Annotated in this window: 10 protein-coding genes; 8 read left to right on the forward strand and 2 right to left on the reverse strand. The window is 72.9% G+C overall.

From position 1 onward, the window contains the following. The first annotated feature begins 165 nt into the window (after positions 1 to 165). The 4 genes from lpdA (at position 166) to ABZ956_RS10590 (ending at position 5,299) form a co-directional block, all read left to right on the forward strand. Positions 166 to 1,554 (forward strand): dihydrolipoyl dehydrogenase, encoded by a 1,389-nt coding sequence (gene lpdA, locus ABZ956_RS10575; protein ID WP_361890030.1) that lies wholly within the window; start codon positions 166 to 168, stop codon positions 1,552 to 1,554. A gap of 49 nt (positions 1,555 to 1,603) precedes the next feature. After that, entirely contained in the window at positions 1,604 to 3,385 is a 1,782-nt protein-coding gene (sucB, locus tag ABZ956_RS10580) for a 2-oxoglutarate dehydrogenase, E2 component, dihydrolipoamide succinyltransferase (RefSeq protein WP_361890033.1), read from the forward strand. Between the two features lie 129 nt (positions 3,386 to 3,514). Then, positions 3,515 to 4,138, forward strand: coding sequence for a GntR family transcriptional regulator (locus tag ABZ956_RS10585; RefSeq protein ID WP_361890036.1), 624 nt, complete (start codon positions 3,515 to 3,517; stop codon positions 4,136 to 4,138). A gap of 195 nt (positions 4,139 to 4,333) precedes the next feature. After that, complete coding sequence (locus tag ABZ956_RS10590; protein ID WP_361890039.1) at positions 4,334 to 5,299, forward strand: WYL domain-containing protein; 966 nt, start codon at positions 4,334 to 4,336, stop codon at positions 5,297 to 5,299. Here the strand turns inward: ABZ956_RS10590 and ABZ956_RS10595 are convergent. Next, positions 5,290 to 6,219 (reverse strand): SDR family oxidoreductase, encoded by a 930-nt coding sequence (locus ABZ956_RS10595; RefSeq protein WP_361890042.1) that lies wholly within the window; start codon positions 6,217 to 6,219, stop codon positions 5,290 to 5,292. The two genes, ABZ956_RS10590 and ABZ956_RS10595, sit on opposite strands and share 10 nt — an antisense overlap. Positions 6,220 to 6,405: 186 nt before the next feature. On the opposite strand from ABZ956_RS10595, the gene ABZ956_RS10600 reads away from it, so the two are divergent. The 3 genes from ABZ956_RS10600 (at position 6,406) to ABZ956_RS10610 (ending at position 9,331) form a co-directional block, all read left to right on the forward strand. Next, positions 6,406 to 6,924, forward strand: coding sequence for a DUF4240 domain-containing protein (locus tag ABZ956_RS10600; protein WP_361890496.1), 519 nt, complete (start codon positions 6,406 to 6,408; stop codon positions 6,922 to 6,924). A gap of 13 nt (positions 6,925 to 6,937) precedes the next feature. Then, on the forward strand, positions 6,938 to 7,834 hold the full coding sequence (locus ABZ956_RS10605; protein ID WP_361890045.1) for a TIGR01777 family oxidoreductase: 897 nt from the start codon (positions 6,938 to 6,940) through the stop codon (positions 7,832 to 7,834). A gap of 177 nt (positions 7,835 to 8,011) precedes the next feature. Next, a complete protein-coding gene (locus ABZ956_RS10610; RefSeq protein ID WP_361890048.1) occupies positions 8,012 to 9,331 on the forward strand; it encodes an NAD(P)/FAD-dependent oxidoreductase in 1,320 nt (439 codons plus the stop codon). An 88-nt stretch (positions 9,332 to 9,419) separates the two neighbouring features. On the opposite strand, the gene ABZ956_RS10615 is transcribed toward ABZ956_RS10610, so the two are convergent. Beyond that, on the reverse strand, positions 9,420 to 10,877 hold the full coding sequence (locus tag ABZ956_RS10615) for a regulator (protein WP_361890051.1): 1,458 nt from the start codon (positions 10,875 to 10,877) through the stop codon (positions 9,420 to 9,422). A 255-nt stretch (positions 10,878 to 11,132) separates the two neighbouring features. Between ABZ956_RS10615 and lipB the strand changes: the two genes are divergently transcribed. Further along, positions 11,133 to 11,930, forward strand: coding sequence for a lipoyl(octanoyl) transferase LipB (gene lipB / locus ABZ956_RS10620; RefSeq protein ID WP_361890054.1), 798 nt, complete (start codon positions 11,133 to 11,135; stop codon positions 11,928 to 11,930). The last annotated feature ends 91 nt before the right edge of the window (positions 11,931 to 12,021 follow it).

Raw genomic sequence — 12,021 nt, forward strand, 5'->3', positions numbered from 1 at the left:
AGACCCCGGCCCGGCGTCCCGTCGCCCGTCAACAAGTGCGAAGATGTTGTCTCGGCAGGACAGGGCCCCCTTATTTCACAGGGCCGAAGCACAAGCGGCCGAACAACAGCCGCCGCCCGGTCACGGACGACCGGCAACGGCGTACCCATGCATGGAGGACGTGACGTGGCGAACGACGCCAGCACCGTTTTCGACCTAGTGATCCTCGGAGGCGGTAGCGGCGGTTACGCCGCTGCCCTGCGTGGAGCGCAGCTGGGTCTCGACGTCGCCCTGATCGAGAAGGACAAGCTGGGCGGCACCTGCCTGCACCGCGGCTGCATCCCCACCAAGGCTCTGCTGCACGCCGGCGAGATCGCCGACCAGGCTCGGGAGGCCGAGCAGTTCGGTGTCAAGGCCACCCTCGAGGGCATCGACATCGCGGGCGTCCACAAGTACAAGGACGACGTGATCTCGGGCCTGTACAAGGGTCTGCAGGGCCTGGTCGCCTCCCGCAAGGTCACCTACGTGACCGGCGAGGGCCGCCTGTCCTCCCCGACGTCCGTCGACGTCAACGGCCAGCGCTACACCGGCCGCCACGTCCTGCTGGCGACCGGCTCCGTGCCGAAGTCGCTGCCGGGCCTGACCATCGACGGCGACCGCGTCATCTCCTCCGACCACGCGCTGGTCCTGGACCGCGTGCCGAAGTCCGCGATCGTGCTGGGCGGCGGCGTCATCGGCGTCGAGTTCGCCTCCGCGTGGAAGTCCTTCGGCACCGACGTCACCATCGTCGAGGCGCTTCCCCACCTCGTCCCGGTCGAGGACGAGAACAGCTCCAAGCTGCTGGAGCGCGCCTTCCGCAAGCGCGGCATCAACTTCTCCCTCGGCTCCCGCTTCTCGGGCGTGGAATACACGGCCGACGGTGTGAAGGTCTCCCTGGAGAACGGCAAGACCTTCGAGGCCGAGCTGCTGCTCGTCGCCGTGGGCCGCGGCCCGGTCTCCCAGGGCCTGGGCTACGAGGAGGCCGGGGTCGCGATGGACCGCGGCTACGTCCTGGTCGACGAGTACATGCAGACCAACGTGCCGACCATCTCGGCCGTCGGTGACCTCGTCCCGACCCTCCAGCTCGCGCACGTCGGCTTCGCCGAGGGCATCCTGGTTGCGGAGCGTCTGGCCGGTCTCAAGCCCGTGCCGGTCGACTACGACGGCGTGCCGCGCGTCACGTACTGCCACCCGGAGGTCGCCTCGGTCGGTATCACCGAGGCGAAGGCCAAGGAGCTGTACGGCGCCGACAAGGTCGTCGCTCTGAAGTACAACCTCGCGGGCAACGGCAAGAGCAAGATCCTGAAGACCGCGGGCGAGATCAAGCTCGTCCAGGTGCGGGACGGTGCCGTGGTCGGCGTCCACATGGTCGGCGACCGTATGGGTGAGCAGGTCGGCGAAGCCCAGCTGATCTACAACTGGGAGGCGCTGCCCGCCGAGGTCGCGCAGCTCATCCACGCGCACCCGACGCAGAACGAGGCTCTGGGCGAGGCCCACCTGGCCCTGGCCGGCAAGCCGCTGCACTCGCACGACTAAGTCCCGAGCGCACCACCATCCGCACTATTCGTAAGGAGCAACCGCAACCATGGCGGTTTCCGTAACCCTGCCGGCGCTCGGCGAGAGCGTGTCCGAGGGCACCGTCACCCGTTGGCTCAAGGCCGAGGGTGAGCGCGTGGAGGCCGACGAGCCGCTGCTCGAGGTCTCCACCGACAAGGTCGACACCGAAATTCCGGCCCCCGCGTCCGGCATCCTGGCCTCCATCAAGGTCGCCGAGGACGAGACGGTCGAGGTCGGCGCCGAGCTGGCCGTCATCGACGACGGCACCGGCGCCCCGGCCGCCGCCCCGGCTCCGGCCGCCGCCGAGGCTCCGGCCCCGGCTGCCGAGCCCGCCCCGGCCCCCGTGGCCGAGGCCCCGGCCGCCCCGGCGCCCGCCGCCGAGGCTCCCGCCGCCGCCCCGGCCGGTGGCGCCACCGGCACCGACGTCGTGCTGCCCGCCCTGGGCGAGTCGGTCACCGAGGGCACCGTCACCCGTTGGCTGAAGGAGGTCGGCGAGGAGGTCTCGGAGGACGAGCCGCTGCTCGAGGTCTCCACCGACAAGGTCGACACCGAGATCCCGGCGCCCGCCTCCGGCGTGCTGCTCGAGATCGTCGTCGGTGAGGACGAGGTCGCCGAGGTCGGCGCCAAGCTCGCCGTGATCGGTGCCGCCGGCGCCGCTCCGGCCGCTGCCCCGGCCGCTCCGGCTGCCCCGGCCGCCCCGGCCCCCGCCCCGGTCCAGGAGGCCCCGGCCGCTCCGGCTCCGGCCGCCCCGGCCCCGGCCCCCGCCGCTCCGGCCGCCCCCGCTGCCCCGGCTCCGGCTCCGGCCGCCCCGGCCGCTCCGGCCCCGGCTGCTCCGGCTGCCCCGGCCGCTCCGGCCGCCGTCACCCCCGCGGCCGACGGTGCCTACGTCACCCCGCTGGTGCGCAAGCTCGCCGCCGAGTCCGGCGTCGACCTGAGCACCGTCCAGGGCACCGGCGTCGGTGGCCGCATCCGCAAGCAGGACGTCGTCACCGCCGCTGCCGCTGCCGCGGCCGCCAAGGCCGCGCCGGCTCCGGCCGCCGCCCCGGCTGCCGCCGCCCCGAAGGCCCCGGCCCTCGAGGCGTCCCCGCTGCGCGGTCAGACCGTCAAGATGCCGCGCATGCGCAAGGTCATCGCCGACAACATGATGAAGGCGCTGCACGGCCAGGCGCAGCTGACCTCCGTGGTCGAGGTGGACATCACCAAGATCATGCGGATGCGCAACAAGGCCAAGGACGCGTTCGCGGCCCGTGAGGGCGTCAAGCTCTCGCCGATGCCGTTCTTCGTCAAGGCCGCCGTCCAGGCGCTGAAGGCCCACCCGGTCATCAACGCCCGGATCAACGAGGACGAGAACACCATCACCTACTTCGACTCCGAGAACGTCGGCATCGCCGTCGACTCGGAGAAGGGCCTGATGACCCCGGTCATCAAGGGTGCCGGTGACCTCAACATCGCGGGCATCGCCCGGAAGACGGCGGAGCTGGCCGGCAAGGTCCGGTCCAGCAAGATCAGCCCGGACGACCTGGCCGGCGCGACCTTCACGATCAGCAACACCGGCTCGCGCGGTGCGCTGTTCGACACGGTCATCGTGCCCCCGAACCAGGTCGGCATCCTGGGTATCGGTGCGACCGTCAAGCGCCCGGTGGTCATCAACCACCCGGAGCTCGGCGAGACCATCGCGATCCGCGACATGACGTACCTGGCGCTCTCCTACGACCACCGCCTGGTGGACGGTGCCGACGCGGCCCGTTACCTGACCACGGTCAAGCAGATCCTCGAGGCCGCCGAGTTCGAGACCGAGATCGGTCTCTAACCCGAGCGTCTCCGACGGTGAGCGCTGAAGGGCGCGGCCCCGGCTCCGTACTCCGTACGGGCCGGGGCCGCGCCCTTACGTCTGCCGAGATAATGACGACGTACCCGGCAGATCCGACCAAGGAGAGAAATGACCCCGCCCGTCGTGCATTCGCTGCGCGAGCAGATCCGCGAGCACATCCTCGAAGGGATCGTCAGCGGGCGCTGGCAGCCGGGCGAGCGGATCGTGGAGCGGCGGATCGCCGCCGAGCTGCTGGTGAGCCAGACCCCGGTGCGCGAGGCACTGCGCGAGCTGGAGTCGCTGCGGCTGATCGAGTCCGTGCCCAACAAGGGCGTCCGGGTCCGCGACCTGACCGCCGCCGACCTCAAGGAGAGCTACCCGGTCCGGGCGGGCCTGGAGCAGGTGGCCGCCGAGCTGGCCGCACAGGCGCTGGCCGGGGACGTCTCGGCGCTGGAGCGGGAGGTGGCCGCGCTCGAGGTGGCCGACCGCGCCGGCGACAGCGAGGCGCAGGCCCGCCATACGGTGGCCTTCCACCGCGAGATCGTCCGGGCCGCCGGGAACTCCGTCCTGCTGCACACCTGGGAATCGCTGGGCATCGAGGTGTGGACGACGCTGTCGATCCGCTGGCTCAGCCCGGAGCCCCGCGCCCACGCCGAGGACCACGCCGAGATCGTCCGGGCCTTCCGGCGGCGGGACCCGGCCATCGGCGAGCTCCTCAAGCGACACGTCCTCAGCTGCGCGCCGCGCATCTGAAGCCGGCAAAGCATTGATCGATCATCGATCAAAGGCGTATCGTCTGCGCCGGAGCCGCACCGCGCCGCCCTGTCCTGTGACGCGGAACGGCTCAGGGGTGACGACAGGACCCCGCGCGCTCGTCCATGCCCTGGCTCGGCACGCGGGCTCCTGTCGTCACGCCCCGCTGTCAGTGGCCCCGGGCATCATGGGGTCATGCGTGCGGCCCGTCTGATCAAGCTGGTGCTCCTGCTCCAGTCCCGCCCGTCCATGACCGGCACCGAGCTGGCGAGCCGGCTCGAGGTCTCGGAGCGTACGGTCGCCCGGGACGTCCTCGCCCTGTCCGAGGCCGGTGTGCCCGTCTACGCCGACCGCGGCCGCACCGGCGGCTACCGCCTGATCGGCGGCTACCGCACCCGGCTGACCGGCCTGGGCCGGACGGAAGCCGAAGCCCTGTTCCTCTCCGGCGTACCGTCCGCGCTGCGTGACATGGGCCTGGCGGACGTCGCTTCCGCCGCGCGGCTGAAGGTCTCCGCCGCGCTGCTGCCCGAGCTGAGCGACGCCCCCGCGAACGCGGCCCAGCGCTTCCATCTGGACGCCCCCGGCTGGTGGCATCCCCATGAGGCGCCCACCCTGCTGCCCGCGATCGCGGACGCGGTCTGGGACGACCGCCGCATGGCCGCCCGCTACCGGCGCCGCGAGGGCGAGGTGGAGCGGCACCTGGAGCCGTACGGGCTGATCCTCAAGGCCGGCGTCTGGTATCTGGCGGCCCGTACCGGCGACGACTTCCGCGTCTACCGCGTGGACCGCTTCACGGCGGTGACGGTGGGCGAGGACCGCTTCCGCCGTGCGGCCGACTTCGACCTGCCGGCCTTCTGGGAGGAGCGGGCGGCGCAGTTCGCCCGCTCCATCCTGCGCGAGCAGGTGGAGCTGCGCCTGACCCCCGAGGGAGCGCGCAGGCTGCCGCACGTGACCGACCGCACGGCGGCGCGGGAGGCCCTGGCGGCGGCCGGGGAGCCGGATGCGCTCGGGCGCGTCACTCTCTCGCTGCCGGTGGAGTCGGCCGACGTGGCGTACGCACAGCTGCTGGCGCTGGGCCCGGAGGCGGAGGTGCTGGGGCCGCCGGAGCTGCGCGAGCGGTTCGCGCGCGCGGCGGCCCGGTCCGCCGATCTCTACCGGTAGTCCTCCGGGCTGCCGTCGGCGCCGCCGAAGACGACGTCCTGGAAGTATCCGAAGCAGTCCGGCCGGGAGCCGTCGGTGTCGGTGAAGCCGTAGACCTTGGCCAGCTCGCCGCTGGAGAGGGACTTGCCGTTCCACCGGGCCCGCTCCGGGTCGGTGGCCAGGGCGACCAGGGCCCGGCCTACGAAGGCCGGGGACTCGGCCACGGCGAAGTGCGGCTCGTTCTTCACCGCGTCCCGCCAGTTCTCCTCGGTGACCCCGAAGTGGTCGAGCATCTGCTCCGAGCGCAGGAAGCCCGGGCTGAGGCAGACGGCGGTGCAGCCGTAGCCGCTCAGCTCCTCGGAGAGCCCGAAGGCCATGCGGATGGGCGCGTACTTGGCCAGGTCGTAGAAGAGGTTCTCCCGATAGGTCCGGTTGAACTCCTCCGTGCCGTCGGTGATCTCCACGAGCAGCCCGCCCGGCCGCCTGATGAGCAGGGGCACGGCGAAGTGACTGGTGATGGCGTGCGTGTCCACCGACAGCCGCAGCATCCGCAGGCCCTTCGCCAGGTCCACCTCCCACACCTTTTTCCCGAACTCGATCAGGTGATCCCCGCCCCACACGTCGTTGACGAGCACATCGAGCCGCCCGTGGTCGCGGTCGACGCGCTCGACCAGCGCCCGGACCTGCTCCGGCTCCAGGTGGTCGGTGGGCACGGCGATGCCGGTGCCGCCCGCGGCCGCCACCAGTTCGGCGGTCTCCTCGATGGTCTCCGGCCGGTCGACCTCGCTGCGCCGCGCCCGCGTGGAACGCCCCGTCACATAGACGACGGCGCCCGCGGCCCCCAGTTGCACGGCCATGGCCCGCCCGGCGCCACGCGTGGCGCCCGCGACCAGTGCGACGGTCTCCGCCAGCGGCTTGCCCGCGCTCTGCGATGCGGTCACGGAACCTCTCCTCTTCCCCGGTGTGCCCGGTCTTCGGCGACTGCACCGACGGTCCCACCGATACCGGACACCTTCTGTCGTGATTTTCCGGCGATCGCGAATCGGACTCACCGATAACAACACGGCCGCATCCGGCTCCCTGGAGGTGCGTGGCCCCGCGGCAGGGCCGATGCTGGTCCCGTGATGATGGACGAGACGGAGTTCTGGGAGCTGATCGACAGCGCACGCGAGACCGCCGGAGGAGACGCCGAGGACCAGGCCGACGCCTTGGTCGAGAAGCTGACGCAGCTCGACCCGGACGCCGTGCTCGACTTCGCCCGGCACTTCGAGGCGCGGTACAACCGCGCCTACCTGTGGGACCTGTGGGGGGCGGCGGCCGTGCTGCTGGACGGCGCGAGCGACGACGTCTTCGACTACTTCCGCTGCTGGCTGATCGGCCAGGGCAGAGAGGTCTTCGAGGGCGCGGTGCACGACCCGGACGCGCTCGCGGAGCTCCTGGACGACTTCGACGAAGAGGTCGACGGGGACGGCGAGGACCTGGGCTACGCGGCGGACGAGGCGTACGAAGCGCTGACGGGGGTCGAGACGCCCGACCTCGGGCTGCAGCCCCAGCCGTCCGAACCGGCCGGCAACCCGGTCGACCTGGAGTCCGACGCGGCGCTGGCCGAGCGGTTCCCCAAGCTCTGGGACCGGTTCAGGGCCTGAGGAGGGGGCGGACATGCGGATCGCGGTGACCGGCGCGAGCGGCCTCATCGGCAGTGCGCTCGTACGCTCGCTGGAGTCCGACGGCCACCACGTGGTGCGCCTGGTGCGCCGCCCGCCCAGCCGTCCCGGGGAAGCGCGGTGGGACCCGCACCGCCAGCAGGTGGACACCGGGGCCCTCACCGGCTGCGAGGCGGTGGTGCACCTGGCCGGGGCCGGGGTGGGCGACCACCGCTGGACGGACGCCTACAAGAAGGAGATCCGCGACAGCCGGGTGCTGGGCACCGCGGCGATCGCCGAGGCCGTGGCCTCCCTCGACACCCCGCCCCGCGTGCTGCTCAGCGCGAGCGCGACCGGCGTCTACGGCGAGACCGGCGACCGGCCGGTGGACGAGAACGCCCCACCCGGCGACGGCTTCCTGGCACGGGTCTGCCAGGACTGGGAGGACGCGACGGGCGCCGCCACGGAGGCGGGCGTCCGCACCGTCCTGCTGCGCACCGGTCTGGTGGTCTCCCGTGCCGGCGGCGCCTGGGCCCGCCTCTTTCCGCTCGTCAAACTCGGTCTCGGGGGGCGGCTGGGGAGCGGACGGCAGTACTGGAGCTTCATCGCCCTGCACGACCACATCGCCGCCCTGCGCCACCTCCTGGACTCCCCCGCCCTCTCCGGCCCGGTCAACCTCACCGCACCGCACCCCGTCACCAATCGCGAGGCGACCGAGGCGACGGGGCGCGTACTCGGGCGCCGGACGCCCTTCCCGGCGCCCGCTCCGGCGCTCAGGCTCGCCCTGGGCGAGATGGCCACGGAAGTCCTGGCCAGCCGCCGTGTCCTGCCGCGGCGCCTGCTGGATTCGGGCTTCGACTTCGCGTTCCCCGACATCGAGAGCGCCGTACGCGCGGCGCTGGACAACAGCTGACGCACCCGGCCCCCGCTCCGGAACGGCGATGTGTGCGACCGCCGTGCGACCATGCTCGCCCTGTGCGCGACTGTTATTGACCGGATTTCTCTCTACGGTCGAGGCGAACTCGCGCATCGCCGCCGCCGGTTGAGGGCATCAGGCCCCCGAGCGAGCGGACCGACCCCGGGAGGGCACGTGCTCAGCAGCGCACGCACCGCACACCACGCTGACGTCGTCATCGTGGGAGCCGGCCTCGCCGGCCTCTCTGCGGCTCACCATCTCATCAGCGCCGGGGTAACCGTCACCGTCCTGGAGGAAGCCCCTTACCCGGGTGGCCGCATGACGACCGATGAGGTCGACGGCTTCCACCTGGACCGCACGGGCCAGTTGCTCAACACCTCGTTCCCGGAACTGCTCCGCACCCCCGGCCTGGAGGCGCTCAAGCTGCGCCCCTTCACCCCCGGGGTGCTCGTCCACACCGACGGCCGCAACCACCGCACCGGCGAACTCCGCGGCGCCAAGCGCGCGTTCACCACCGCCCGCGCCTTCGCGGCGGCCCGCGCCTCACGGAGCGCCGGCCTCGATCAAGCGCGGCTCGGCGCGGCGCTGGCCCGCCTGGCCGCGCTGCCCATCGACCGGATGCTGGCCCGCCCGGACCGTCCCACGGCCACGACCCTGACCAGCCGGGGCCTGCCGTCGCGCACGGTGGAGGGTTTCCTGCGCCCCCTCCTGGCCTCCCTGCTGTCCGACCCGGACCTCACCACGTCCAGCCGCTGCGCGGACCTGGTGCTGCGCGGCTACGCCCGCGGCCGCCTCTGCCTCCCGGCGGGCGGCGCCGGCGTCATCCCCCGCCTCCTGACGTCCCAGCTGCCGCAGGAGACGGTGCGTACGGGCGTACAGGCCACCTCCGTGGGCACCACGTCCGTCGGCACCGCGGCCCACGGCGAGATCACCTGCCGCTCCGTCGTCGTGGCGACGGGCGCCCGCGCCGCCGCCGAACTGATCCCGGGCCTGCGGCTGCCGGGCTTCCACCCGGTGACGATCCTGCACCACACCACCGACACCCCGCCGCTGCGCGACGCCTCCCTGATCCTCACCGGCGGCCGCCGCGGCCCGGTCGCGCACACCACGGTGGCCAGCGAGGTCGACCCCGACCGCGCCCCCCTGGGCAGGTGCCTGATCACGTCCACGATCCTGGGCCCGGCCGCGTCCCTGCCCACCCCGGAACTGGACCGGGCGGCCCGCGCCCAGCTGGCCCGGGTCTACAACACCTCGACCACCGCCTGGCACCTGCTGGCCGCCCACCACGACCCGGACGCCGTCCCCGCGATGCCGGCCCCCCACGACGTCCGCCGCCCGGTCCGGCTCCTGTCGGGCCTCTACGTCTGCGGCGACCACCGCGACACCAGCACGGTCCAAGGCGCCCTCTTCTCAGGCCGCCGCGCCGCCCAGGCGGTCCTACGGGACCTGGGCATCCGCCCGGGCTACGGGACGCAGGCGCTGCGGGCGGCGTAGTACCGCGAGGGGCCGGGGCGGGTCCTGGCGAAGGACCCACCCCGCCCCGGCCCCGCCCCACGACGGCGGCCGGAACCGGACCGGCGCGTCAGAGTCCGGCGACCTTCTCCCGATAGGCCCGAACAGCCGCGGCGTCCCGGTAAGGCTCCAGCCGCCGCTCGAAGTCCCGCACGTACTCCAGCGCCCGTACCGACCGCATGTCCGCCGCCTGCTGCGCCGCCTCGGCCCCCAGCAGGCACGCCTGCTCCAGCTCGCCCAGCCCCAGCCGCGCCGACGCCAGCACCACCCGGCAGAACAACCGGCTCCGCGCGTAGGCCGGCGACCGCAGCTGCAGCGACCGCTCCGCATGCTGCGCCGCGGCACGGTACTGCTGCAGGTCCCGGTGGCAGTGCGCGAATTCGTCCGCGAGCTGCGCCTCGTCGAAGAACCGCGCCCAGTACGGCACGTCGTCCCCCGACCGCGACGTCTCCAGCGCCCGCTCCGCCCGCGCCAGCGACGCCGAGCACGCCCGGACCTCGCCGAGCACGCCGTGCCCGCGCGCCTCCACCGCGTGCAGCAGCGACTGCACGACCGGCGGGGCCCCGGACCCCACCCCCTGCTGCGCCACCCGCGCCAGCTGCACGGCCTCGCGCCCGTGCCCGAGGTAGACGGCCTGCCGGCTCATGGTGACGAGCACATAGCTTCCGTAGGCCCGGTCACCGGCGGCCTGGGCGAGCCGCAGGGCCTGCACGTAGTACCGCTGGGCGAGGCCGTGGGCGGCGATGTCGTAGGACGTCCACCCGGCGAGCCGGGTCAGGTCGGCGGCCGCGCCGAAGAGCCGCCGCCCGGTCGTCTCGCCGTACGTGCCGCGCAGCATCGGCTCGGTCTCGTGTTCCAGATACCGCACGAGCGCCTGCCGGGCGTGCCCGCCGCCGTAGGCGTGGTCGATGGTCCGGAAGAGCTCTCCCACGGACCGCAGGGCGGCGATGTCGCCCATGGAGACCCGGCTGCCGGGCGACCGCTCGGCGAGCCGCTGGCGCGGGAGGGACACGGGCGCGCCGCGCGCCTGCAGTGGCAGGCGCGCGCCCTCACCCGAGGGCGCGGGGCTCGCGCCGCGCGCCACCCGTTCGTCCGCGCGCCCGATGAGCCAGTCGCGGCTCGGCACCACGAGCCCGGCCGGCGTGAACGCGATCTTCCGGAGCTCGGTGTGGCTGCCGGAGTCCTTTCGCCACAAGCCACTGACGATGTCAATGGCTTCTTCCGGCGAGGCGGCGAATTCCAGCCCGGCGTAGACCGGGGCGCAGGCGTCGAGCCCGAGGTCCTGGGCCGAGAGGCGCCGGCCGAGGCGCCGGGTGAACACCTCGGCGATCAAGGCGGGTGTCGTGCCGCGCGGCTGCTGCCCACGCAGCCACCGCGTGACCGAGGTCTTGTCGTATCGCAGGTCGAGCCCGTGCTCGAGCCCCAATTGATCGACGCGGCGGGCGAGGCCCGCGTTGGAAAAGCCGGCCTCCGCGATGAGCGCAGCGAGCTGACGGTTGGGGATGCGCTGTGGGGGTCGTTCCGTCATCAGCCTGCCGGTCTCCCTGGATCTTTGTTCCTGGAACGGCGTGAACTTAGCGGCCCCCACCGCCCCGATCGCCACCTTCGCCCCGCATTCATCCGATCGTGTGAGGACAGATCAAATGGCCCCGGAGGGTCACTCCGGGCGACGGCCGCCTGCGGGGTTGCCGGCGCCCCGCCGTACAGTGGCAAGGGCGTGAACCACGCCGGGACAGACCCGGGCAGGCCGAGGGACGACCTGCCGGTTCGAGGAGGAGCTGCCGTGACTGAGCTGCGCTTTGTCCACCTGGGCTTCGGCGCCGACGCCGTCGAGTACCAGGAGGCGTGGCAGGAGCAGCGCAGGGTCCACGCGGCCCGGTTCGCGGACGAGATCCCGGACACCTGCCTGCTGCTGGAGCACCCGGCGGTCTATACGGCCGGACGGCGCACGGAGGACAGCGAGCGCCCCCTGGACGGCACCCCGGTGGTGGACGTGGACCGGGGCGGCAAAATCACCTGGCACGGCCCGGGCCAGCTCGTGGGGTACCCGATCCTCAAGCTCCCCCGCCCGGTCGACGTGATCGCGCACGTACGCCGCCTGGAGGAGGCGCTGATCCGCGCCTGCGCGGAGCTCGGCCTGGAGACGACCCGGGTGGAGGGCCGCAGCGGTGTGTGGGTGCTGGGCGACCCGCTCGAGCAGCGCCCGCCGGTCGGCGGCCTCAACCTGGACTTCGACCCGCGCCTGACGGACGAGGAGTTCGACCCCCGGCTCAACGGCCCGGAGTACGCCCCCTCGAACGCGGGCCAGCGCCGCGAGGACCGCAAGCTGGCGGCCATCGGCATCCGCATCGCCAAGGGCGTGACGATGCACGGCTTCGCCATCAACTGTGATCCGGACAACACCTGGTTCGACCGCATCGTCCCCTGCGGCATCCGCGACGCCGGTGTGACCTCGCTCTCCAACGAGCTGGGCCGGAAGGTGTCCGTGGCCGAGGTGGTTCCCCTGGTGGAAAAGCATCTGCGGGAGGTCCTCGCATCGGAGGAGCCCCTGCCCCGGGCCGTGGAGGCCCAGGTCGGCTGACGGCCCGGCCCCGTTCGAGGCGGCGCCGTCAGAGCAGAGGAAATAACGGGCGTACCCTGGTGTTCGCCGAGGAATCGAAGTCATAGGGAGC

The organism is Streptomyces sp. NPDC046261 (assembly GCF_040646235.1).
Taxonomy (GTDB): Bacteria; Actinomycetota; Actinomycetes; order Streptomycetales; family Streptomycetaceae; genus Streptomyces.

Bases quoted from the DNA above. Each gene is read 5' to 3' on its own strand.
- sucB (WP_361890033.1), top strand. From the start codon at position 1,604: ATGGCGGTTTCCGTAACCCTGCCGGCGCTCGGCGAGAGCGTGTCCGAG.
- ABZ956_RS10585 (WP_361890036.1), top strand. From the start codon at position 3,515: ATGACCCCGCCCGTCGTGCATTCGCTGCGCGAGCAGATCCGCGAGCAC.
- ABZ956_RS10590 (WP_361890039.1), top strand. From the start codon at position 4,334: ATGCGTGCGGCCCGTCTGATCAAGCTGGTGCTCCTGCTCCAGTCCCGC.
- ABZ956_RS10600 (WP_361890496.1), top strand. From the start codon at position 6,406: ATGGACGAGACGGAGTTCTGGGAGCTGATCGACAGCGCACGCGAGACC.
- ABZ956_RS10605 (WP_361890045.1), top strand. From the start codon at position 6,938: ATGCGGATCGCGGTGACCGGCGCGAGCGGCCTCATCGGCAGTGCGCTC.
- ABZ956_RS10615 (WP_361890051.1), bottom strand. From the start codon at position 10,877: ATGACGGAACGACCCCCACAGCGCATCCCCAACCGTCAGCTCGCTGCG.